Annotated in this window: 23 protein-coding genes and 1 pseudogene; 3 read left to right on the forward strand and 21 right to left on the reverse strand. The window is 61.5% G+C overall.

Going from position 1 to position 21,870, the window contains the following annotated elements; genetic code table 11:
* The 6 genes from CF70_RS12170 to CF70_RS12195 all read right to left on the reverse strand — a co-directional run.
* Nucleotides 1-505, reverse strand: a 505-nt coding sequence (locus CF70_RS12170; protein ID WP_200876735.1) for an IS630 family transposase, incomplete at its 3' end; no start/stop codon positions are given.
* An 86-nt stretch (nt 506-591) separates the two neighbouring features.
* Entirely contained in the window at nt 592-753 is a 162-nt protein-coding gene (locus CF70_RS12175) for a glutaredoxin family protein (RefSeq protein WP_152561782.1), read from the reverse strand.
* Nucleotides 754-768: 15 nt separating this feature from the next.
* Nucleotides 769-1,191, reverse strand: a complete 423-nt coding sequence (locus CF70_RS12180) for a heavy metal-responsive transcriptional regulator (RefSeq protein ID WP_035864664.1) — start codon at nt 1,189-1,191, stop codon at nt 769-771.
* Nucleotides 1,192-1,408: 217 nt separating this feature from the next.
* Nucleotides 1,409-1,636 carry a heavy-metal-associated domain-containing protein gene (locus tag CF70_RS34845; RefSeq protein WP_081862145.1) on the reverse strand — a complete coding sequence of 76 codons (228 nt, stop codon included), beginning with the start codon at nt 1,634-1,636 and terminating at the stop codon, nt 1,409-1,411.
* 52 nt (nt 1,637-1,688) lie between these two features.
* Nucleotides 1,689-4,145, reverse strand: coding sequence for a heavy metal translocating P-type ATPase (locus CF70_RS12190; RefSeq protein WP_035864667.1), 2,457 nt, complete (start codon nt 4,143-4,145; stop codon nt 1,689-1,691).
* Nucleotides 4,142-4,366 (reverse strand): heavy-metal-associated domain-containing protein, encoded by a 225-nt coding sequence (locus CF70_RS12195; protein ID WP_035864669.1) that lies wholly within the window; start codon nt 4,364-4,366, stop codon nt 4,142-4,144. Before CF70_RS12195 ends, CF70_RS12190 begins: the two co-directional genes overlap by 4 nt.
* 235 nt (nt 4,367-4,601) lie before the next feature.
* Here CF70_RS12195 and CF70_RS12200 point away from each other — a divergent pair.
* Nucleotides 4,602-5,057, forward strand: a pseudogene (locus CF70_RS12200) (tyrosine-type recombinase/integrase); the annotation flags it as partial.
* Between the two features lie 85 nt (nt 5,058-5,142).
* Here the strand turns inward: CF70_RS12200 and CF70_RS12205 are convergent.
* Nucleotides 5,143-5,466 (reverse strand): hypothetical protein, encoded by a 324-nt coding sequence (locus CF70_RS12205; protein WP_081862146.1) that lies wholly within the window; start codon nt 5,464-5,466, stop codon nt 5,143-5,145.
* Nucleotides 5,467-5,740: 274 nt separating this feature from the next.
* Here CF70_RS12205 and CF70_RS35940 point away from each other — a divergent pair, with 274 nt between their 5' ends.
* Nucleotides 5,741-6,352 (forward strand): hypothetical protein, encoded by a 612-nt coding sequence (locus CF70_RS35940; protein WP_152561783.1) that lies wholly within the window; start codon nt 5,741-5,743, stop codon nt 6,350-6,352.
* Between the two features lie 137 nt (nt 6,353-6,489).
* Here CF70_RS35940 and CF70_RS12215 read toward each other — a convergent pair whose 3' ends face one another.
* Both CF70_RS12215 and CF70_RS35945 read right to left on the reverse strand, forming a co-directional pair.
* Nucleotides 6,490-7,596, reverse strand: coding sequence for a porin (locus CF70_RS12215; protein ID WP_035864685.1), 1,107 nt, complete (start codon nt 7,594-7,596; stop codon nt 6,490-6,492).
* Nucleotides 7,597-7,702: 106 nt separating this feature from the next.
* Nucleotides 7,703-7,969: a hypothetical protein gene (locus CF70_RS35945; RefSeq protein WP_152561784.1), complete on the reverse strand. Its 267-nt coding sequence runs from the start codon at nt 7,967-7,969 to the stop codon at nt 7,703-7,705.
* Nucleotides 7,970-8,207: 238 nt separating this feature from the next.
* On the opposite strand from CF70_RS35945, the gene CF70_RS12225 reads away from it, so the two are divergent.
* Nucleotides 8,208-9,491, forward strand: a complete 1,284-nt coding sequence (locus tag CF70_RS12225) for an outer membrane beta-barrel protein (protein WP_081862147.1) — start codon at nt 8,208-8,210, stop codon at nt 9,489-9,491.
* Between the two features lie 242 nt (nt 9,492-9,733).
* Here the strand turns inward: CF70_RS12225 and CF70_RS12230 are convergent, their stop codons facing one another.
* The 12 genes from CF70_RS12230 to CF70_RS12285 form a co-directional block, all read right to left on the reverse strand.
* Nucleotides 9,734-10,036 (reverse strand): hypothetical protein, encoded by a 303-nt coding sequence (locus tag CF70_RS12230; protein WP_152561785.1) that lies wholly within the window; start codon nt 10,034-10,036, stop codon nt 9,734-9,736.
* Nucleotides 10,037-10,180: 144 nt separating this feature from the next.
* Complete coding sequence (locus CF70_RS12235) at nt 10,181-13,318, reverse strand: efflux RND transporter permease subunit (RefSeq protein ID WP_035864691.1); 3,138 nt, start codon at nt 13,316-13,318, stop codon at nt 10,181-10,183.
* Nucleotide 13,319: 1 nt separating this feature from the next.
* On the reverse strand, nt 13,320-14,702 hold the full coding sequence (locus CF70_RS12240; RefSeq protein ID WP_200876736.1) for an efflux RND transporter periplasmic adaptor subunit: 1,383 nt from the start codon (nt 14,700-14,702) through the stop codon (nt 13,320-13,322).
* A gap of 110 nt (nt 14,703-14,812) precedes the next feature.
* Entirely contained in the window at nt 14,813-15,193 is a 381-nt protein-coding gene (locus tag CF70_RS12245; RefSeq protein WP_035864692.1) for a hypothetical protein, read from the reverse strand.
* Between the two features lie 103 nt (nt 15,194-15,296).
* Nucleotides 15,297-16,583 carry a TolC family protein gene (locus CF70_RS12250; protein WP_035864695.1) on the reverse strand — a complete coding sequence of 429 codons (1,287 nt, stop codon included), beginning with the start codon at nt 16,581-16,583 and terminating at the stop codon, nt 15,297-15,299.
* Between the two features lie 603 nt (nt 16,584-17,186).
* Complete coding sequence (gene copK / locus CF70_RS12255; protein ID WP_035864702.1) at nt 17,187-17,474, reverse strand: periplasmic Cu(I)/Cu(II)-binding protein CopK; 288 nt, start codon at nt 17,472-17,474, stop codon at nt 17,187-17,189.
* Between the two features lie 227 nt (nt 17,475-17,701).
* Nucleotides 17,702-17,992, reverse strand: coding sequence for a periplasmic Cu(I)/Cu(II)-binding protein CopK (gene copK, locus CF70_RS12260; RefSeq protein ID WP_200876737.1), 291 nt, complete (start codon nt 17,990-17,992; stop codon nt 17,702-17,704).
* 492 nt (nt 17,993-18,484) lie between these two features.
* Complete coding sequence (locus CF70_RS33780) at nt 18,485-18,919, reverse strand: hypothetical protein (RefSeq protein ID WP_051648316.1); 435 nt, start codon at nt 18,917-18,919, stop codon at nt 18,485-18,487.
* Between the two features lie 194 nt (nt 18,920-19,113).
* Entirely contained in the window at nt 19,114-19,368 is a 255-nt protein-coding gene (locus CF70_RS12270; RefSeq protein ID WP_035864705.1) for a hypothetical protein, read from the reverse strand.
* A 119-nt stretch (nt 19,369-19,487) separates the two neighbouring features.
* On the reverse strand, nt 19,488-19,874 hold the full coding sequence (locus tag CF70_RS33785; RefSeq protein ID WP_152561786.1) for a hypothetical protein: 387 nt from the start codon (nt 19,872-19,874) through the stop codon (nt 19,488-19,490).
* A 716-nt stretch (nt 19,875-20,590) separates the two neighbouring features.
* Complete coding sequence (locus CF70_RS12280; RefSeq protein WP_051648320.1) at nt 20,591-20,938, reverse strand: hypothetical protein; 348 nt, start codon at nt 20,936-20,938, stop codon at nt 20,591-20,593.
* Nucleotides 20,939-21,065: 127 nt separating this feature from the next.
* Entirely contained in the window at nt 21,066-21,572 is a 507-nt protein-coding gene (locus CF70_RS12285; protein WP_081862149.1) for a CzcE family metal-binding protein, read from the reverse strand.
* Nucleotides 21,573-21,870 lie beyond the last annotated feature (298 nt).

The raw sequence follows: 21,870 nt of genomic DNA on the forward strand, positions 1-21,870 counted from the left end.
GGCTCTTCTCATCGCAGCACAGCACCAGCGCATGCTCGGGTGGCGACATGTACAGGCCCACGATGTCCTCAAGCTTCTCGACGAACTTCGGATCGCGCGACACCTTGAAGCCGCGCACGATGTGCGGCTTCAAGCCGTGGGCGTGCCAATGGCGCATGATGGTGCTGGCGCTCACGCCCAACTCGGCGGCCATCTTGCGCGTGCTCCAGTGCGTGGCGGCCACGGGCTTGGCTTGAGTGGTCAGTTCCACCAACCGCGCCGTGTTCACCTTCACCGGCGGCGCACCGCGCGGCAAGTCGCGTTCGATACCGGCCAGCCCCGATTGCGCATACCGCTCACGCCAACGCGCGACCTGCACGCGTCCGATTCCTAACTGCTCGGCGATGTCCTTGTTCTGCATACCGTTGGCGGCCAGTAGCACGATGCGTGCGCGCTGCGCCAGCCTCACGCTCGTGAGCTTGGACCGAACCAGCCTCGTCAACTTGATTCGCTCTTCGTCGGTCAACAGGATCTCAGGGGCAACTCGCACTCGCTCTCTCCACGCTGTGAGTAGAGCAATAGTCTCACATAAGTCTCATCAAGAACAGAACGCTACACTAGCTGCACGGCGTAGTCCAGTTCGTCCAGCAGGTTCACGTCGCGCCAGCTCACCCGATGCTCGCCGAACGCTTCGGCGACTGCTTTCAGGCTATCCCGGGCACGATCGCAGTGGCTGCAGCCGGGCGTCGAGAAAACTTCGACCTTGATACTCATGGCAGTCGTCCGGAGTTAGTGTGGGTCGCGATGCTGGTTAGCCATGCTGGACTCCAGCGCCGCCAGAATGGGGCAGTCATCCAACGGCCGGTCCTCGGCCGTGCAGATCTCGATCAGTTCGCTCAACGCCTGCGACATCGCTTGCATCGCCTTGATATTCTGTTCGAGCTGCAATTTCTTGCGGATCGCGACGCTGCGCACGTCGCTGCAGCACGAGCGGTCGTCGGCCTTCAGCTCAAGCAGTTGCCGTATCTCCGAAAGCGTCATGCCGCATTGCTGGGCGTGCTTGATAAAATCAAGACGACGCACCGCGTTCTCGTCATACAGCCGATAGCCGGCTTCGGTCTTTTTCGCGGGCATCAGCAACCTTTCATCCTCGTAGAAGCGGATGGTATCGGCGCTGACCTTGGCAAGCTTCGCGAGCTTGCCGATGGTCATCCCGGCGCGTTCCGGCGCCGCCGCAACCAGCGGATCGGTCCGACGCCGAGACCCTGCCGCACGGTTGTCCGTTGCGGGGGGGGTGCCGACGGCAGCACGGCCGGGCTTCCTCGAGTTAGTGGGTGTTCGCACGAGGGCGTCCTCCAATGGCTATGGTTGTTGCCGCATGCCGGCTTTTGACCAAACTGCGGTTCGTTTCAATTGCGAGGTCAGGAGGTCAATTGACGACTCGGGTCTCATAACCAACGTCACCGAGGCATTTCGCGAGTGCGGCTGGTTCGACCTTCGTCGTGTCAAACAGCACTTCGATACGTTGGTCAAGCGCCCGCGCACGAACCTGCCGCACGCCCTGCAGCGTGGTGAGCAGGCGCGTGACGCGCTGTTCGCATTTCTCACAGTTAAGCCGCTGCTCGCCGGTAACTTCGAGCGTGACGGATTTGAGCATCGCTAAAGCCCTCCACTCATGACACGGACGCGGATCGCGGGAGACGCTCGCCTCACGGCACGATCGCCTGAGACGGCATCTGAGGCGCGTGCCCCACGGCCCTGATTGCCTCGAAGAAATAGCCGCCGCGGCCCCACAGCGAATTGATGAAAATCGTCGTCACGCTTGCCGCCATCGCCACCATGCCCCATACCGGATAGATCAGGCCGGTGGCCGCGGCCGGAATCCCGATGCCATTGAACAGGAAGGCAAGCGAGACGTTCTGCACGATCTTCCGGTAGCTGTTGCGGCTGACCGCATAGGCGTCGAGGACGGCGCCGAGCCGTTGGTTGAGGATGATCACGTCGGCCGATTCGATCGCGATGTCCGCACCAGTGCCGAAGGCGATGCCGACATCAGCCTGCATCAGCGCCGGCGCATCATTGATGCCGTCGCCGACCATCGCCACGCGTGCGCGCTGCTGCAACTCGCGGATCAAGACGGCTTTGCCGGCCGGCAGCACGCGCGCATGCACCTCTTCGATGCCCGCGGCGCGGGCGAAATGGCGTGCCGCCTGCTCGTTATCGCCGGTGATCAGACTCGTGCGGATGCCGAGCGCATGCAGGCGACGCACGGTCTCCGCGGCGTCGGGCCGTAGCGCATCGCCCAGTGCCAGCAGACCGAGCAACACGCCGTCCCGCGCAAGACCGATGACTGTCAGTCCGCTCGCTTCGAGATCATTGATGCGCGCGTCCTGGGTCGCGAGATCCACACCTTCAGCCGCGAGAAACACCGGGCTGCCGACCATTAGCCTCGTCTTCCCGAGGCGTGCCCGGACGCCGTGACCCGCGACGGCCTCGAACCCTTCCACCTCGGACAGCGCGATATGGCGTCTAAACGCTTCGTCCACCACGGCCCGCGCGAGCGGGTGCTCGGAAAAGGCTTCGACGGCTCCCGCAAGTGCAAGCAACTCCTCTTCTGCACACGCCACAGCGACGATCTCGCGCAAAGCGGGGCGGCCCTCGGTCAGCGTGCCAGTCTTGTCGAACACCACACGGTTCACGCGGCGCAGCGCCTGAAACGCCTCACCGGTGCGCATGAGCACGCCACGCTCGGCCGCCTCGCCCGCGCCGCGGACGATCGACAGGGGCGCCGAGATGCCCACCGCGCATGGATAGCCCATGACCAGCACGCTGAGGCCGGCAAACACGGCCCGCTGCAGATCCGGCGAGGCGCCGACCACCGGTGGGCCGACGAGCCAGAAGAGCGCCGCGCCGGCCGCCGTGACCAGCACGAGCGGCGTATACACGCGCAGTACGCGATCCACCAGGTGCAGCAGGCCAGGTTTGAGGGCGCGGGCGTCTTCCACGCTGCGCACGACCTGTCTGAGAAAACTTTCCTCGCCCACCACACTGACGCGCACGAGCAGCGTGCCGTGGCCGTTCAACGCGCCACTCACCACCCGGTCTCCGGCGCGCTTTTCGACGGGTAGTGGCTCGCCGGTCACGAGCGATTCGTCCACGTCCGATTCGCCCGATTCGACTTGCCCGTCGACCGGCACCCGCCCGCCCGGGCGGATGCGTACCAGGTCGCCGACACGCACCTGTTCGAGCGGCACTTCCTGTTCCTGACCGTCCCTGACGAGCGAGGCCACGTCAGGCTCAAGGTCCAGCAACTTCTTAACCGCCTGCGAACTACGGGTCTTGACGATCAGCGACAACCACTCGGAAAAGATGTGGTAGCTGAGCACCATCACGGTCACCGCGAAAAACGCTCCCGTCGGATAGCCGGCGGGGTGTAGTGCCAGGCCGATCGTCCCACCCACCAGCCCCGCAAAGGCCCCGAACTCAACCAGCACGTGCTGGTTGAGGATGCCGCGGCGCAACGCCATGACAGCCATCCGCACGATATGCTGGCCCACGCCGAACACGAGCATCAGCGCGAGCGCGCCGGTCAGCCACGGAGCGCTCGCCCCGAACGCGCCGCGCAGCTTGAAATAGTAGATACCCGCGCCGAACACCGCGAGCAGGGCCGTGCCAGCCATCGCGCGCTGCAGCCCGTAGCCGCGCAACACGACGAAGGCAAAGGCGACGAGGCTGGCAATAGAAAATACGCACAGCGGGAACCACGCACTGTCCACCGGGTAGCCGACCAGGCCCATCGAGGCAATGCTCGCCGCCAAGGCGGTCAGGAAGCGCCCGCGCTCGCGTACCAGCGCGCGCTCTTCTTCATCATAGGGACGCAGCTTGCGCGGATCGGAAACGGTGTAGCCGATGTCCTTGAGGGTCTGCAGCAAATCCTCGGCACGGGCCACGCCCGGGTCGTATTCGATCAGCGCCTGTTCATGGGTCAGGCTGACCGCGACCTTGTCGACACCAGGCCGCTTGCCCAGCGCCTTTTCGATCGTGCCGGTGCACAGTGAACAGTGCAGGCCTCCGATGCGCGCGCGGATGCGCCGACGGCCCGGCAGACTGGAGGGCTCTTCGCTCCAGAAGTGTGGGGCCGAATCAACGGACGTTGCAGTAGTCATGACAACACCTCGACATCGAATCCCATCTCGTTCAGCCGCTCGCGTATCTGCTTTGAGGTGAGCAGTGCCGGATCAAACGCAACCGCCACACGTTGCGTCCCGGCGTCGGCGGCCACGTGGTGGACGCCCTCCATCCGCTCCAGGGCGAAACGAATACGGGTCTCACAACCGCTGCAGTGGATTTTTTCGTCACCGGTTACGGCAAAATCAATCCGGTCCATCGTGAATCTCTCCTGTGTGGGTTCGGCGCAGGCCAGGGCACGGCGCGAGCCCCAAACGACCTTGACTGGTCGAACCCCGATTTCCCGGCGCCGGCGCAAAGCCGCTACGACTATGCATCCGCCCAGAGCACGGGCAGACTGCAACCCGATATCTTCATGCTAGACCTTGGAGTGCACTCCATAGTCAAGAGACTATTTATCATTTTTCTCTCGAGAGTGCTGCGCGCTGCGCCCGCTCTATGTCTGCGGCAAGGGGCGCAAGGTGCGGGCCATCCCGCTCCCGACCCCGTGCGTGGCGGTGCTGCGCGCCTACCGCCTGGCCCGTGGGCTGGCGGCCGAACCGCCGGCGCACGAGGCGTTGCCGGTGATCCACGGCAACAAAGGCGAGGCCCGGCAGTCGGCGGGGCTGTACCGGGAGGTCAAGGCCATCTTTGCCGCCGTGGCCGATGGCCTGCAGGCACGCGAGCCGGCGCAGGCGCTCCTATTGCGCGCCGCATCACCGCACTGGCTGCGCCACGCTTATGCGCGCACGCTGGTGGTCGACCACCAGGTGCCGTTGCCGGCCGCCCAGGCACTGCTCGGGCACGCCTCGGTGCAGACCACGGCGGCGTACGCCAAGACGGATCTGGGCCAATTGCGTCGTTTCGTCGAGCAGACCTTTGCCGACCCCGCCCCGCAACTCGATCCTTGAACTGCCGCGGCGCGTCGAAGGGGCATGGCAAGATCGGTGCCGCGTTGCATGACCCCTTGACTCGCTCCGGAAACCGCCGTGTCAGCTACAGCATGTATGAAATGTCCGAGGTGGCAGTTGGATAGGACCAGATTGCCGTCTTCAAGACCTTAGCGGGCACGTTCGCTCGGATCGCTAAGGCAAACAGGTTAATGACTTCTTCGGCATGCGGTCCAATCAAATGTGCACCGAGAATCCGTTCCGAACCCTCTTCGATCAGAATCTTGTAGCCGGAACAGTCCTCGTTCACGCGCCGAGCCATGTACCAGCCGGAGGTCTTGCGGTGCTCGTGCGTGATCACGCGCTCCTCCTGATGATGAGCACCTACGGCCTCGGCGCTGGCGAAGTAATTGGCCTGCAATTGCAGCATATCGACTGGAATGCCGGCACACTACAGATGGTCCGCCCCAAGAGGCATTCAAACGCCGCACGGCAACTCGATGTTGGTACCAAAGCGCGAGTGCTATCGGATCTGCTCGGCCATCGCGACCCGGAGTCGGTGTCGGCCTACGTCCGCATCGCAACGCAGTCGCTGCGCGAAGTCTCGCTGGCGGTACCGCGATGAGCACGAAGATCACAGCCGCTGTCGTGGCCCGCGACGTAAAGGAGTTCCTGGCGTTCAAGCGTTCAAGCGAGCCATGGGAATGGGCTACCTGCGTGCCGAGTTTGTGCTGAAAGGTTTCGTGCGCTTCATTTGTGACCGGTACGGCGAACGTTCCGTATCATTGGAACGGGCGGTGACGGAGTGGGTAGTGAGGATCGACGGCCGCAAGGCCATCACGGTGGGTAACGAGTTTGGCATCGTTCGCCAGCTTTGCCTCTTCCGTCGCCGCAGCGACCCACGCTGCTTCGTGCCGGATCACGCACTGGCACCTGTCAAGGAATCCGTGTTCGTACCCTACATCTTTAGCCGCGAAGTGGTACTCGCCCTGGTGAATGCCGTTACGCGACACGAGGGACGCAGAATGTGGGGACCGATGTTGCGGGCTCTCACGCTCGTGCTGTATTGCACCGGAATGCGGCTCGGCGAAGCTGCTGTGAACGGCGGTCCAAATCCGACACTAAACGGCGGCGCAAGGTTGAGTAAAGGCGTCAACAACGCCAGGCGACCAGTGGCGGCCGGCTGGCGTGTCGGCGGGTTCAGACGAGATCGTCGAGGATATCTTCGGGATTGTCTGGAGGCGACCGCTGGTCGCGAATCAGGTCAAGCAGTTCGATCTGGTAATGCATCCAGATTCGCGCGCGTAGATCGCTGACCGGCGTGGGAACCCTGCTGGCGGCGCGTCTCACGGACCGAATCGGGAAAGGCATTCGTGGCGCGCTTCCGCGATGCGCTGGCCTTGCGAACGGCGTTGCGCGTTCAACCGAAATTGAAGCGAGCTCTCGCTTCAATTTAGAACTTGTGACGGATACCAACCACTGCGCCGAACTGGTTCTCCGAGCCGCTAACCGTGCCGAAGCCGCTGCCTTGGATCGCGCCAGTGCCGCCGGCGGTCAGGCCCAGGTTAGAACCATCCTTGTTCTTCGTGTAACCAACGGTCAGGTAAGCGTCGGTGCGCTTCGACAGAGCGTAGTCAGCCCGTGCCACGAAGCTCCACGGATCAGCCTTGGTACCCTTGAAGTCCTGGTAGTAGGCAGCGCCGGTCAGCGAGAACGCCGGGGTCAGCTGATAGCCCAGACCCACCCAGTACAGGTTGGAAAGGTTGTTAGCACCCAGGTTACCCGGCAGAGTGGCCCCGCCGAGAGCCTTGGCCCAACGATAACCAGCGTACACCTTGGCCGGGCCGAAGGCGTACGAACCAGCCAGGCTGGCGCGGCGGATCTTGGCATCCATCAGGGCACCGGTCGCGGCCAGGCCGAGGTTGGTTTCGTCGTAGATACCGCCGACGGCGAACGGACCAGCAGCGTAGGTCAGGCCTGCGCTGTACTCACGGCCAATCTTGGGACTACCCGGGACTTCACCAAAAGAGCCGGCGCCGGTGTTCGAGCCGAAGCTGTACAGGGCGCTGGCGGTCAGGCCACTGAAGGTGCCGACGTACTTGGCCGAGTTGTCAGCACGGCTGGTGAAACCTGCATCTTGACCAATGATTGAGTAGTTCGTGGAGATGATCATCGGGTCGAATTGCAAACCGAAGTCATAGAACGGGGTCTGATGGCGGCCCAGGGTCAGGGCGCCCCAGTTGCTTTGCAGTCCAACATAGGCTTGGCGTCCGAACAGACGGTTCGATTGAGCTGACTTGCCATCATCAATGGTGAAACCGCTTTCCAGCACGAAGAGACCCTTCAGGCCGCCGCCCAGGTCTTCCACGCCGCGCAGGCCCCAACGGCTACTGGACAGGTTGCCGGAGGTCAGACGGGTCACGCTGTGGCTGCCACCGGGTTGGTTGTTTTGATATTCGATACCAGCATCAACCACGCCGTACAGCGTCACGCTCGATTGGGCATACGCACCACCAGCGGCCAGGGCACCGACGGCAGCGGCAAACAGTTTCATCTTCATATCGACACCTTTCTGATCAAGTGATTGGGAAATCTTAGCTTGCCCGAGTGCTTAACCGACCCATTCCCTTCACGTCAGCTGCGAATTATGCGCCACCCTCCGGCCGTCAGAAGGCATTTTCGCCACAAACGGCACTTACGAACAGTCTCATCGTTGTGATGAAGCAACATAACAAAAGATAGCTCTGAAATCGGTGATATTGGTGGAATTTCTGGGTCGCTTTGTGCTGGAACAACCCCGCAGCCGGGATTCGATCCCTCTGCGTTTCGCTTGCTGCGGCGGCTTCCTGGGGGCGCACAACACAAAGCCGCCATGCGACGACCGGCGGCACCGCCAGCAGCAACTGAACACAGCAGTGGCTTGCGGTAGCCATGGCCGCTTGTCGATGGCTGCGCAATTGCCTGATTCCGGTGACGCTGGCCCTTCTCATAATTGGGGGAAAGGCTCAGCGCGCCAGAGACAGGCAATGTTGACGCAGAAAACCAAGGACATCATCAAGGCCACCGCGCCGGTATAGGCTGAGCATCGATACATTTTTATAAGCGCCTCTTTGAAGCCCATCCTGAACTGAGGACTTTCGTCATTCTTTATCGATATGAGGATCGACCACCATGAGAACACAGTACGCTGTACTCCTGCTACCGTCGCTTTTCAGTATGGCGCCGGCCTATGCGCAAAGTCCTGAGTCCGCGGAAAAGCCCGCCGCGGCGACCGCCCCATCGTGGCCAGTCGCGGGCATCTGGATGCCAAGCGATGCGAAAGACTTGGGCGCCATCACGGGGCAAAGCTGGCTCTCCGGTGTGAAATTCCGTGGATGGATCGACGGCTACTACGTTGCAAACCACAATCGGCCAGCTCGAGCCACGGTCAATGCAAACCAGAGCAACTCTGTTGTGAAGGGACAGAACGTGAGCGTCGAAGGCCGAACCTTCGACGTTCAGCGTTCCCGTGCCACGCTATCTCTTGCGGAAATCGAGATCGAAAAAATCCCCGAGTTCGGCGGCTTCGGGTTCAAGCTTGATCTGGCCGTCGGCGAAACACAGAATGTTATCAACGACACCATTCGCGGGGCAATCGGGCCGGATGCCTCGCAAAGCGTGATCAACGGTCCCAGCCGGAATATCCAGCATGCGTCGTTGAGCTACGTGGCGCCGGTGGGTAGGGGCCTGCGCATCGACGTCGGCAAGCTGGTGACCCATATCGGCGCCGAAACCATCGAGACCGCCAAGAATTGGAACTATTCGCATGCCTTCTTCTATACGTACGGTATTCCATTCCAGGACACCGGCGCGCGTTTCAACTATGCATGGGGCGACACTCTTTACACGGAACTCTATGTTCTGCAAGGATGGAACGTTGTGCGAGACAACAACTCCGGCAAGACCTGGGGGCCGAGCGTGGGCTGGACGCCACTACCATGGCTATCATTCGTTGCCAATTACCTGCAAGGCCCCGAGCAGAACAACAACAATTCGAACAAGCGAACCCTGTTCGATGCGCAGGTCATCATCGGCCCGCTCTTTGACCGGTTGACGTTCATGCTGAACTACGACCGCGGTATGGAACAGCGGGTGCCGCCTGCAAACATTTCAGACGCGCGCTGGCAGGGGACGACGCTCTATGCCAGGTACAAGATCAGTGACATGTTTGAGCCAACGCTTCGCATCGAAGAGTACCGAGATCCAAACGGATTCACGACAGGCGTCTCGCAGAAGCTGCGAGGTTATACGCTGACGTGGAACACGAAAGTTTCCCTGCCCCGGGCCAGCATCATGATGGTTCGACCTGAGATCCGTTATGACCGGTCCAGCGCGAACTTTTACACGAAAGGGAGCAGTTTCCGGAGTCGGACATCGCAGCTTACGTATGGCGTTGGCCTCACATTAATCTTCTAATCTCAGCAGCCTTCGGTTTGTGGAAAATTAATCTGGCGCCGAAACCGTCATGTCGCTGACCGCTACGACTCTTGAGCGCGTCGCTCGTCACGCGAGCTACCGCAAGCAGGGAGACGCTTACATAGCGGATTGCCCCCCTTCGGCAAAGTGCCTCCAGTTCAATCGAACGCGCAAAGAGTCGACGTGCGACAGCAGCGACCATTCTTATGCAATCCGGCATGATGAACGGTTGGTCCAGCCCCTCAGCAGTTCTTGGCGACTGCCTCCTGATATTTGCGCATGCGCACCTTGTTTTCGTAGGGCGTGGTCTGGGCGCGTGGTCCATGGTCCAGCGGGAGTATCGGCTTCTCGACTGCGCAAACCTTGGCTTCCGTTTTTTCCTCCCTGGGTTGCGTCGGTAGCGCCTTAGTCGGTAGCGACGGCGATTGCGGCTCTGGCGCATCCCCGCGGGAAAGCCCAAAAGCGTTAAAGTCCTGGCCGCCAGCCGCGGAAAACGAAACCGTGACGAGCATAAGCGTCGCCATCGCGTTGATGGTCCTGGACATGATTGCCTCCATGATCCTACCTTGAGCGCCGCAATGCTTCCAAGCCTTTGGGCCGTTTCCAGTAGCAGCGCCCGCCGGCCTTGCTGCGACAAAAGCGTCGACGTTGTCCTCGTGCGCTTACGTCCGGCCTACCGCGCGAAAGCGTCAGGCCGGCCGCTCCCGCGCCGAGGCACGCCGAATGCCGAACTCCTTGATCAGCGCATATAGCGCCGGGATGACCATGAGCGTGAGGATGGTCGCCGAGACCATCCCGCCGACCATCGGCGCGGCGATCCGTCGCATCACCTCCGAGCCGGTACCGCTGCCCCACATGATCGGCAGCAGGCCCGCGATGATGGCCACCACCGTCATCATGAGCGGGCGCACGCGGTACACGGCGCCCTGCATCACCGCCTCAGCGAGATCTTCCACCGTGAGCTTCTCTCCCGCAGCCGTGCGCTTGGCCCTCGCCCCCTCAAGCGCTTGGTCCAGATAGATCAACATCACGACACCAGTTTCCGCCGCCACGCCCACCAAGGCGATGAACCCGACAGCCACAGCCACACTCATGTTGTATCCGAGCAGGTACATCAGCCAGATGCCGCCTACAAGGGAGAATGGGACGGAGAGCATGACGATCAAGGTTTCCGTGAGCCGCCTGAAATTCAAGTATAGGAGTGTGAACACGATCAGGATCGTGAGAGGCACCACGATCGCGAGCCGCTCCTTGGCGCGCTCCATGTATTCGAACTGGCCACTCCACGTGGCGTAGTAACCCGGCGGGAATTTCACCTGTTCGCGCACAGCCTTCTGCGCGTCGGCAACATACCCTCCGATGTCTCGATCGCGGATGTCGACGAAAATGTACGCCGATAGCAGGGCATTCTCGGTGCGGATTCCTGGCGGCGCCTTGAGCAAGGTGACCTTGGCGACCTGACCTAGCGGCACCATCGCGCCGCTCATGGTCGGAATAAGCACTTGGGTCGCAATGGCCTGCGGATCATCGCGTAACTCCCGTGGATAGCGAACAATGACACCAAAGCGTTCAAGGCCTTCCACCGTCGTGGTGATCATGTCGCCGCCGAGCGCGGTGGCGATGACGTCCTGCAGGTCGCCGACCGGTAAGCCATAGCGTGCCAAGGCCATGCGATCCGGCGCGATGTCCAGGTAATAGCCCCCCGTCACGCGCTCGGCAAAAGCGCTGGTGGTGCCCGGTACGGTCTTTACGACCGCTTCGATGGATTTCGCCAGCACCTCGATTTCGTCGAGGTCCTTACCGAACACCTTGACGCCGATCGGGGTGCGGATACCGGTCGAGAGCATGTCGATACGCGCCTTGATCGGCATGGTCCAGGCGTTGCTGACACCAGGGATCTGCATGGCCTTGTCCATCTCCGCGATCAGCTTCTCCACGGTCATGCCAGGCCGCCATTCACTCTCCGGCTTTAGGTTAACGACGGTCTCGGCCATTTCGAGCGGAGCGGGGTCTGTCGCGGTGGCGGCCCGGCCGGCCTTGCCGAAAACGGACGCCACTTCGGGAATGCGCTTGAGAATCTTGTCCTGGGTCTGCAATAGCTCGCCCGCCTTCGTCACCGATAGGGACGGTAGCGTGGCCGGCATGTAGAGCAGTGTCCCTTCGTTCAGGAGCGGCATGAACTCGCTGCCGAGCTTCAGGGCTGGATAGGCAGTCAGTGCGAGGACGGCCATCGCGGCGACGATGGTCAGCTTCTTCCAGCGCATTACCCAGGCGATCACCGGGCGATAGGCCCAGATGAGAACGCGCACGATAGGATTCTTGTGCTCCGGTGGGATACGCCCGCGAATGAACAGGAGCATCAAGACAGGCACCAGCGTGATCGAGAGCAACGCAGCACCGGCCATGGAGAAGGTCTTGGTATACGCCAACGGCTTGAAGAGTCTCCCTTCCTGGGCTTCGAGGGTGAAGACAGGCAGGAAGGAAATGGTGATGACGAGCAGGCTGAAGAACAGCGCCGGGCCCACTTCCCGGCACGCCGCGATAATGGCTTCCAGGCGGGATTCCCCCGGCTTGAGCTGTTCCAGGTGCTTATGCGCATTCTCGATCATCACAATGGCGCCAGGGAGCATGGCGCCGATCGCAATAGCGATGCCGCCCAAGCTCATGATGTTGGAGTTAAAGCCCATTAGCCGCATCGCGATAATGGCGACGAGCACGCCGATCGGCAGCATGATGATCGCTACCAATGCGCTGCGCGCATGGAGTAGGAACACCATGCACACGAGCGCCACGATGACACTCTCCTCGATGAGTGTGCCACGCAGGTTCTTGACCGCCCGGTCGATCAGGTCGGATCGGTCATAGACCGACTGCAGGGAGACTCCAGTCGGCAGTCCGGAGGCTATCTCGTTGATCTTGGCCTTGAGATTGTGGATGACATCGAGCGCGTTCTGCCCATAGCGCGCAACGACAATGCCGGCGACCACCTCACCCTCGCCATTCAGTTCGGTGATACCTCGCCGCTCGTCGGGGCCGAGCTCGACGCGGGCCACGTCCTTGATCAGTACCGGCACGCCTTTTTCCGCCTTAACCACCAGATTCTCGATATCGGCAATACCGCGAAGATAGCCTCGCCCGCGCACCACGAATTCCGTTTCCGACATTTCGACAGAGCGGCCGCCCACGTCACGATTGCTCGAGCGGATTGCCTCGGACAACTTGGCGAGGGGGATCCCGTAGGCTTGCAGCTTGCGCGGGTCCACCGTCACTTGATAGGTCTTCACGAAGCCACCGACACTGGCCACTTCAGCCACCCCTTGCGCCGTGGTGAGCTGGTAGCGCACAAACCAATCCTGGATCGCGCGCAACTCGGCCAGGCTGCGCTGCGCCCCGACTAGGGCATACTGGTAAACCCAGCCCACCCCGGTGGCATCGGGTCCCAGCGACGGCTTCACGTTCTGCGGCAATCGGCCGGCTGCGAAGTTCAGATATTCCAGCACCCGGGAGCGGGCCCAGTAGATGTCGGTGCCATCCTCGAAAATGACGTAAACGAAGGATGCGCCAAACATGGAGAGCCCGCGCACGACCTTGGACTTCGGCACGGCGAGCATCGCCGTGCTGAGCGGATAGGTGACCTGGTCCTCGACCACCTGCGGCGCTTGCCCCGGGTACTCGGTGTACAGGATCACCTGCACGTCGGAGAGATCCGGGATTGCATCAAGCGGGGTATTGATGGCCGCATAGATACCGGCGGCCACCAGAAAGAACGTGCTCAGCAACACCAGAAAGACGTTGCGCGCAGACCATTCGATGATGCGTCCCAGCATGTCAGGGCCCCTTGTGCTGGGTGCCGGCGGGTGTTTCTTCCTTGGCCGGCGGCATTGGCATGTCGCCCATCGGTTTGCCCTCCTTGGCCGGTGGTGGCGGTAGGGTAGCCGGCTCACCGTCTTTGGAGGCGGCCGGCTTGGCGATGCCCATGTCCATGCCGCCCATGCCGCCGATCGCCGCCTTGAGGTTGCTCTCGGCATCGATCAGGAAGTTGGCGCTCACGACCACCTTCTCGCCGGCCTTCACCCCCTCCAGCACTTCGATGTAGCCATCGGCGCGCATGCCTAATTTTACCGACCGGGGCTCAAATTTGCCTTCCTCGCGCTGCACCAGCACGAGCTGGCGGGCGCCAGTGTCCAGCACTGCGGAATCGGGCACGGCGAGTGCCTGTCCGCCTGAGCGGGTAGAGGCCATCTCGACATGGGCAAACATGGCTGGCTTCAACAGCCCACCCGGGTTGGACTGTTCGATGCGCACCTTGACGGTCCGCGTCTCCGGCGTGACAGTCGGGTAGATGAAGGTCACTGTGCCAGTGAACGTCTTGTCGGGGTAGGCATCGACGTGAACCTTCACCGCTTGTCCCTGGCGGATCAGCCCAAGCTCCTGCTCGAATACCTCCGCAAGCATCCAGACCGATGAGAGGTCCGCGATCTGGTAGAGCATCTCGCCGGGCATAAAACGCCTACCCTCGACGGCTGGCTTTTCCAGAACGACCCCATTGGCCTGCGAACGGAGCGTGAGGTACTGGCGCGCCTTGCCATCCTTCTGCAATTGTTTCAAGTCTGCCTCCGAGATGTCCCAGTTGCGCAGCCGCTGCAGGGCGCTTTCCATCAGCTGGTGCATGCTCGCTTGCACCTCGGGGCTGCTGTCCTTGACCGACTGCATGCCCTTCCAGGCGATCAGATACTCCTGTTGGGCCGTGATCAGGTCCGGACTGTAGATGTCCATCAGTGGCTCGCCCTTCCGTACCGCCTGCCCGGTGGTATTGACATGCAGCTTCTGGATCCACCCCTCGAACTTGGGCGCCACGGTGTATAGGCGCCGCTCGCTCGCCTGGACGATGCCCACGGCACGCACGGTGCGCGTCAGCACCCGCGGCGCAGCGGCTTCCGTGCGCACGCCGAGCTTTTGCACCTTGTCGGGGCTGATTTTCACCAATGGACCGCCGGCCGTTGGCTCGTCGCCTTCATAGACGGGCACATAGTCCATGCCGTCAGGCGCCTTTTTCGGCACGGGAGACGTGTCCGGCAGCCCCATCGGGTTGCGGTAATAGAGAATCTTGCGTTCGGTCTTCCCAGCCTTCTCGCTAGTCACCGTCGCGGTCGGCGGCGACTTTTGAGCTCCCCACCAGTAGCCAGCCCCAAGCGCCGCCGCGATGAGCACTGCCACAACGGTTGCTGCTGCTGCGCGATTCACGATCCTTCTCCAGCCGCTCTCAGCTCAAGAAACGGAGGCACCGCCAGTTAGGCAGGTACGCGCCGGAACTCAACGAATCACTTCCTCGCGTCGGCCGCCATCTGGCGATGCTGCTCCGCAAGCGCGAGATTCTCCGCCGCCGCCTGCTGATATACGCGTGCGAGGTTCTCACAGTGGCGTGCCAGGTTGACCTGCCCACCCCCCTTGATGGTCCCCGACCGTTGGTAAGTCCTCGCCAGCCGCTGATGCCGTTCGGCAGCGGCTTTGTCCGCGCCGGCCTGTTGCTCATAGAGCGAAGCAATCTCCTCGTGATCGCCGGGAGTGTGCGCGGCTTCGATTTTCTGCTCGACCCCAGCCGGCGTAACGGGGCCCTCGGCTGCACACGCCCCAAGCGCCAAAATCGCTGCCACCACGAGGGCGCCCGCCGCCCAATCCGACCAACGCTGATCCCAGCTCATGTTTTACTCCTCCACCCTGTCCGTTGAGTAGTAAATCGCGGCTCCCACAGTGAGCGGCAAAGTTGCGCTTGCGCAGCGCGCGGATCACACTGAATAGACGCGTTCAATAAATTTCCACCCCGGTAAGGAATTCGAGTTCCGCACGCGCCTTATTTTGGTTCACCACGGCCGTGGCATATCCGATCTCATAATTGAGTACGGTCATCTGGTTATCGAGCAGCGTAAAAAAATCCACGCGATTCACCCGGTACGCCGCGAGCGAGGACTCCACAGTCAGCCGCGCCTGCGGAAGCACAGTGGTCTCATAAAGGCGGGCCGACTTGAAGGTCTGCTCCGCATTAGCGGCCTCTTGCCGCAGTCGTGACGAGACTTCGTTCTGTTGCGCTTGAAGCATGCTCGTCGTCTGATCGCGCATCGCGGTCGCTTCGGCCACGCGAGGCCCGAGCTTACTCTCGCGCCACAGCGGTAGATTGATTGCCACGGTCAGGCTCACCATGTCCTCGCGTCTACCGCCCATGGGCGATCTGTCCCGCTGACCGTAGGAGAAGCGCACGTCGAAGTCGGGGTAGTACTCTCTTCTGGCGACTTGGAGGGCTTTCTCACTGCGCGCTATCGTACTTTGGAGAGCGAGCAACTGCGGGCGCGATGCTAAAGCGATGTGCCGCAGTTCATCTAGGCGCGGCGCGAATTCCTTTAGTGTCGGGAAATGAGGAACAGGTGCCGCCAGGTCCGGTGCGCGGCCGAGCGCCCGATTCAGCTCGGCCTCAATCATGCGGCGCTCGCGCCCCAGCTTGATCAGTTCGTCGGTCATCTTCGCAACCTGCGTCTGCGCCTTGAGCACGTCCGCCTGGCTGCTTTGCCCGACCGCGTAGCGTGCCTCGGCGGTCTTCAGGAACTGTTCGAGAGCGCGCTTGTTATTTTCCGTGAGCCGCATGGACTCAATGGCGAGGGCGAGGTCGAAATAGGCGACTTTCACGTCCCGTGTTACCCGGTTCACGGTTTCCTGAACGCCATGGAGCGTCGATTCTGCCTCTTTCGTGGCGAGGTCCCGGCGCAAGGCGCGCTTGCCCGGGTATGGAAATCGCTGGGAGAGACCGACCATTTTCATGGTCATGTCGTCGCGGTTGAAGCTAAGCGAACTGACAGGGAGATTCACCACACCGGCCTCGAGCATCGGGTCGTCGAGCGCGCCCGCAGGTGCAATCCGCTGCTGCGCCGCCTCGTACTCCTGCCTGGCGGCTCGGATATCGGGATTGCTTCCGAGTGCTTCGGCTATCGCCTCGCGCAGCGGCAGAGTCGGACCACCACCCAGCTCTTCGGCGACCACACATCTCGCGAGCAGCAGTAACGCCGCGGCAAGTAGTACTCTTGCATTCGTTGGCAGGTTCATACGGCCTGATTCTGCTGGTTGAGGAGGCTCCGACTTCGTGTGTTCGCTTGCCGCCGCGGGTGGACCCTGGACTTCGCAACGGTTCGCCAGCGCTAGCGCAACATCGAAACGCGCTCCAATCAAAGTCGGCGTTACGCGGATATTGCTTTGTCGAGCCGCTTCGCGTTTGGCCTGCCGATGGCGAGCGCGAGACCGTCGCGATTGGAGACAGAGAGGCGGCTTTTTCGCCCAGCAGTCGGGGCAGTGGATAATCTGCGAGGGATCCTTCCCAGTGGGGATTCCTAACCAAGGATCCGACACTGGATCCACCGCACCTTTGGCCCAAGGAATGCGGTCACTGCTAACACTGTCGCCCGCAGGCGCATCTGCCGCAGCGCCGCAAGTGCGAACATTCCGGTGATGACCCCAACGAGTTCGTACAGCCTGATGGATGCTCCATTGTCTTCGCGGCTCAGCCAACATCTGGCTGTGCTGGTCGACAGCGCCCTGGAGCTCATGCAACTGGATGTACTGCGTCTTTCGGCGCGCCCTGTATAAAACTTTCTGGCAAACCTGTGCCCCTCGCATGGCCGCACCTGATCGGATCAAGCATGGAATCGGGTCCTATTGGCCTTGATATCGGTTGGGGAGTAGCCGATCCACGCGCCACACCTCATTTCCCTGCATCATGATCTTCTGACCGTCCTTCGTTTCCATGATCAGGCCTTCCTTCATGCTGGCCGGGCGACCTAACTTGTCTTCCATCCCCATCTTCCCGTCCTTGAAGATGTATAGGGTGGAACCGTCCTTGAGTTCGAACTTCTGTTCGAGCCGGCTGGGATCCGCCGCGAAAACCGAAAACGCGAGCGTGCTTGCACCGGCTGCTAATAGAAATCCTTTGACTACAGACATAGCGTTACTCCTTCCAGGTGGGGCAAGTTAAGTCGCATCAGGCCAGAGCGGAATCTGCGACACGGCGGGAGGCGAAGCATCACTTTGCCAGCGCAAACTACTGCGAGTTTTCGACAACCTCCCCGAGTTCGCGGAGCTGAATGCGCTCCATATTTGGTCACGCCGCGGTAAAAAATCTGGCTGTGTCACGTTACTGAACTTGATCGGATCAAGCGTGGAGGCAAGCGCTATCCGCCACGATTGCTCCTGCCGGGAACCAGCGGATCGACACGCCACACTTCATTTCCTTTCATCATGAGTTTCTGACCGTCCTTCGTTTCCATGATCATGCCGTCCTTCATGCTGGCGGAGTGACCGAGCTTGTCTTCCATGCCCATCTTTCCATCCTTGAAGACGTAGAGGGTGGATCCGTCCTTGAGCTCAATTTTCTTTTCGACCTGACTGGGATCTGCCGCGAAGGCCGAAAACGCGAGTCCGCTCATGCTGGCGGCTAACAGGACTTGTTTGAACATAGACATGGCACTTCTCCTTCTATGGTTTGGTAAATTGAATCTATGGTCAGGCTGGAAACGAAAAATGGGGCAAGATGCCAATAGGATGAGTGCTCATGAGGACGTCCTTTCTACAGGGAAAAGAGTCGAAGCGCAGAAATGCCCGAGCCGCCGAATACCATGATAGTACGCATTTCGTGGAAATTTTAGGCCAAGATAGGTGCGTATTAGTTCAGCGGATGCGTTACGAACCTGCGAGTTACGGCAAGCGGGCATCCGAATAAAAGATAGCGCAGGTACAGACATTGATCGCGCCTCCTCGCCGCAAGCTTAAGATTACTCGAATGGAGCTTACCCAAGAATGCTCTTTGTGGCACGCCCGCGAAGCGAACCTATCGCTTTCTCTTAAAACGTGCGGCCACCAGAAGGTCATTCGATATAGCCGGCGCAGTGGATCGGCCAGGAAGGCATCCTGCACTCCTGGCTTCTTCGACTGCACCTTTGAAGCCCCGAGCGAGGTTAGGCTATCGCCGCGCTCGCGCTTGCCGGTGCAACGTATCCACCGTCGGTAAACGGGTCGCGCGGATCGGTCACCGAACGTGCCCCATCGGTGAACGGGTCTGGCGTTCGTACGCCGGCGGCGAGCACGCTGCTATCGGCTTGGCTCGATGAGAGCCTCCCACCATCCGTGAACGGGTCACGCGGATCGGTCACCGAACGTGATCCATCCGTGAACGGGTCACGCGGATCGGTCACCGAACGTGATCCATCCGTGAACGGGTCACGCGGATCGGTCACCGAACGTGATCCATCGGTGAATGGGTCGCGCATGTCAGTCGCACGTGCACCGTGGTACCGCGGGTCAAACTTCTGCGCGGCAATCACAACGCCCGAGGTTGCGCCGAGCGAGGCCAGCAGGACGCCGGCGAAGAGGGCTTTCTTGATGGTTTTCATGAATCAGTCTCCTACTCATACTCACGCGGACATGACCGGCCGTCTGGCCTTAGCTCATTGTCTAGCCGTCAGTCACAGCCTTCACTGGTCAGAAGTCAACAAGTCATAAAGAGTCCTCCCGGGACACCCAGTTCGGTTCCCGCCTCCGGATCGTACTGATGCGTGAGGCTCAGCTATCCGACTGAGGCTCGCCATCACCTGACGTCGGCCTGTCCCTTCGGGCTCGTCATGGGTTGTCCGTCTGTACCGGTTGCCATCGCGTGGGAGTCCATTTGTTTCATCATTTCGTCGCACCGCGCCAGCCTCGCCTCTTTGGCAGCAGCAACCGCATTGCGTTGTCGCGCTTCAGCGCGCGCTCTGTTGATGACGTCCCAGTCGGGGCCCGCGAGCGCCAGACCGGAGATGACACCGAGCGAAATAAGAACGATAGCCTTGAAAATGGAATGCATGACGATCTTCCCAGAGTCGGTTCTGCCTGGCTCAACCGCGACCGGGGCAGAACACCCACGCTCGGGCGAAGCAACGGAAGTCGAGTACGTGGCCAGGTCGCGCCACGCGTGGGGATAGATCAGATTCGCAAGCGAGCCGTTGCGAGATAGATCGGCGCAGGCGAGGTGTTCGCGCTGTCAGCCGTGGGGAAGGTCCGTACCGTGTACGGCGCGAGTGGGAGAACGTGCACAAGCTCACCCGCCGCGGCCAAGGCACTGAGATCGGGTGAGTGACCGTTGCTGTCTGCCCAGTGGCGGCCATCCTGCTGATGGTCTGCACACAGGGCGGGCTGCGCCTCGTCCATCTCGAGGCAGCGCGCCGTCGTGGCGGCCATTGATGCTGAATCCACCATGGCCCCCGACTCGGCCGGGCATGCGTAGCCCGCAATCGCAAGGCGCGCAAAGAGCACCGTCGCGAGCAACACGAGCGCAAGCAACCGCGAGAGTGGGCTATGGCTATGCTTCATGGATCACTGGCAAGTTAAAGTCCAGTCTAGTTCTACACAAGCCTGACAGCAAGGCGATCACAAACTGTTTAGGGCGAGAGCGCCTCCACATGACGGTTTTGCGAAATGCAACGCCTAAAAGGCATCTGGCTTCTCAGCGGTAGTGCGCTGGAGATCACTACTGCTCATGGCTAGGCGAATCGCTAACCGGATGGTAAGGGAAAGGCGCTTGGGCCTGACCCTGCCGCGCTCAACGCGACCATACTGCCGTCTCCTTGCCCGGGGCGCGCATGTCGATAACTTGCTGTAGGCTAGGCCGTGGCTATTTGCGGTTCTTTGCCACTTTGCGACGACGCTTTCGTGAGCGAACCGTGCGCTCTGATAGGCGTCGCCGGCGAGGGCCATACTGCCGGCGAAGATACCAGGCGAATAAGACTATCGCAGAGAACGTCAACGCCAAGGAAATCAGAACTGCCACCAGGACGTCATGCGGAAGGTCGAAGACAGGCGCTCTGATCACGGTCACTGTGCTGGCGTTCGTTTGGGGGACGGCATTGCCGGCTTAGGGGTTCGAAGGCGCGGGGGGTCGCAGACAGCCTGGTTGCTCTCGCAGACGAACCAGAGCGGCCCAACTGGCCTCGTTACGCGGTAGTCATTTCGATCCGCAAGAGGAACCGAAAGCCAGGAACACTCCGAGCACTCCTGGCTTCCTTGCGGCTCAGAAGGACTGAGCCGCGTCAGGCGGTTGTCGCGCCCCAACCTGCCAACGTGTTACCTCCGTCGGTGAACGGGTCGGGCTTACGCACGCCGGCGGCGAGCGGCTTGGACCCAGGACGACCGCTTGCGTCCCTTGCGCCATCGGTGAGCGAGCTGCGGCGGACCATCGAGGCGTGCCCGCCATCCGTGAACGGGTCGCGTGGATCGGTCACGGAGCGGCCCCCATCGGTGAAGGGATTGCGCGTGTCGGCGACGTGCGCGCCATCGTGAAATGGATCCACCTTCTGGGCGGCCATTACCGCACCAGAGGAGGCGCCAAGACTTGCCAGCACCACGCCGGCGAGGATGACTTTCCTGATCGTCTTCATGATTCTTTCTCCAATCGTTCAACTATGAGTGACAGTGCTGCCGTGGCTCATGGCTCATGGCTCATGGCTCATGGTCCATGCGCAATGCGCTGCTTTGGGAATCTGCCGAGGCCCGCCATGACTGGGCTCAATGGCCTGCAAAGAAGTTGCTCCCGTTGGGGTAGGCCCAGACACCCTTTGCGACAGGAATCTCCGGAAACAGCGTGCTCAGCTCAACGGCGGCGTTGCCGGGCCGCGCGGCGAAGGTCCATGCGGCCGATGCCGAGCCGAAATCAAAGCGCACGGTCTCGCCCGCGCGGACGGGAACCGCCTTCATGCCCGGGGCGATGGGGACCGAGCGCGCGCCAGCCGGCGCTGTTGCCCGCTCGCCATATAGCGCCGCCGCGCTGCTCGACTGCTCCGCTGAGCGATGCATCATTGGCTCGTGCATATTGGTTCCGCCCGCGGGCATCTGCCCCATCATCTGGGCGCAGTGGTCGCACATTGCTTGCTCGGCCGCGCCGCCTGCACTGGCAACCTTCTGTGGTTGCGCTGCCTGGCGCGCACTGTTAATGGCGTCCCAGTTTGGTCCCGCAAGGGCCGATGCGCTGAGCGCGGCGAGCGTGACGGTGGTAAGAAGTCGAATGGCTTTCATGATGGATTGTCCCGAATGTTGACGTCAGGGTCGCGGCACGACACGGCGGGTTCTGTTCGCCACGAGGTGCGCGCACCAGTTCTACACGTGGCGGCAAGCGTTGCCGCCATTCGGGGCCATCAGAGTCGTAATCTGGCCGTCTGAAGATAGATCGGCGCAGACACCAGGTAGGACGGGGGGGGCCGCAGGGAAACGATGCGGCCCGCCGGCGCCGACCAGGGAGGGCGGACTTCCTGTACCGGTGGGGCATCGGCTTCGGGCGGATGGTCGTAAGCAGTCTTTTAACGACGCCCCTCAG

Source organism: Cupriavidus sp. SK-3, from assembly GCF_000611145.1.
Classification (GTDB): Bacteria; Pseudomonadota; Gammaproteobacteria; order Burkholderiales; family Burkholderiaceae; genus Cupriavidus.

Bases quoted from the DNA above. Each gene is read 5' to 3' on its own strand.
- CF70_RS12175 (WP_152561782.1), bottom strand. From the start codon at position 753: ATGAGTATCAAGGTCGAAGTTTTCTCGACGCCCGGCTGCAGCCACTGC.
- CF70_RS12180 (WP_035864664.1), bottom strand. From the start codon at position 1,191: ATGACCATCGGCAAGCTCGCGAAGCTTGCCAAGGTCAGCGCCGATACC.
- CF70_RS34845 (WP_081862145.1), bottom strand. From the start codon at position 1,636: ATGCTCAAATCCGTCACGCTCGAAGTTACCGGCGAGCAGCGGCTTAAC.
- CF70_RS12190 (WP_035864667.1), bottom strand. From the start codon at position 4,145: ATGACTACTGCAACGTCCGTTGATTCGGCCCCACACTTCTGGAGCGAA.
- CF70_RS12195 (WP_035864669.1), bottom strand. From the start codon at position 4,366: ATGGACCGGATTGATTTTGCCGTAACCGGTGACGAAAAAATCCACTGC.
- CF70_RS12205 (WP_081862146.1), bottom strand. From the start codon at position 5,466: ATGCTGCAATTGCAGGCCAATTACTTCGCCAGCGCCGAGGCCGTAGGT.
- CF70_RS35940 (WP_152561783.1), top strand. From the start codon at position 5,741: ATGGGCTACCTGCGTGCCGAGTTTGTGCTGAAAGGTTTCGTGCGCTTC.
- CF70_RS12215 (WP_035864685.1), bottom strand. From the start codon at position 7,596: ATGAAGATGAAACTGTTTGCCGCTGCCGTCGGTGCCCTGGCCGCTGGT.
- CF70_RS35945 (WP_152561784.1), bottom strand. From the start codon at position 7,969: ATGGCTACCGCAAGCCACTGCTGTGTTCAGTTGCTGCTGGCGGTGCCG.
- CF70_RS12225 (WP_081862147.1), top strand. From the start codon at position 8,208: ATGAGAACACAGTACGCTGTACTCCTGCTACCGTCGCTTTTCAGTATG.
- CF70_RS12230 (WP_152561785.1), bottom strand. From the start codon at position 10,036: ATGTCCAGGACCATCAACGCGATGGCGACGCTTATGCTCGTCACGGTT.
- CF70_RS12235 (WP_035864691.1), bottom strand. From the start codon at position 13,318: ATGCTGGGACGCATCATCGAATGGTCTGCGCGCAACGTCTTTCTGGTG.
- CF70_RS12245 (WP_035864692.1), bottom strand. From the start codon at position 15,193: ATGAGCTGGGATCAGCGTTGGTCGGATTGGGCGGCGGGCGCCCTCGTG.
- CF70_RS12250 (WP_035864695.1), bottom strand. From the start codon at position 16,583: ATGAACCTGCCAACGAATGCAAGAGTACTACTTGCCGCGGCGTTACTG.
- copK (WP_035864702.1), bottom strand. From the start codon at position 17,474: ATGTCTGTAGTCAAAGGATTTCTATTAGCAGCCGGTGCAAGCACGCTC.
- copK (WP_200876737.1), bottom strand. From the start codon at position 17,992: ATGTCTATGTTCAAACAAGTCCTGTTAGCCGCCAGCATGAGCGGACTC.
- CF70_RS33780 (WP_051648316.1), bottom strand. From the start codon at position 18,919: ATGAAAACCATCAAGAAAGCCCTCTTCGCCGGCGTCCTGCTGGCCTCG.
- CF70_RS12270 (WP_035864705.1), bottom strand. From the start codon at position 19,368: ATGCATTCCATTTTCAAGGCTATCGTTCTTATTTCGCTCGGTGTCATC.
- CF70_RS33785 (WP_152561786.1), bottom strand. From the start codon at position 19,874: ATGAAGCATAGCCATAGCCCACTCTCGCGGTTGCTTGCGCTCGTGTTG.
- CF70_RS12280 (WP_051648320.1), bottom strand. From the start codon at position 20,938: ATGAAGACGATCAGGAAAGTCATCCTCGCCGGCGTGGTGCTGGCAAGT.
- CF70_RS12285 (WP_081862149.1), bottom strand. From the start codon at position 21,572: ATGAAAGCCATTCGACTTCTTACCACCGTCACGCTCGCCGCGCTCAGC.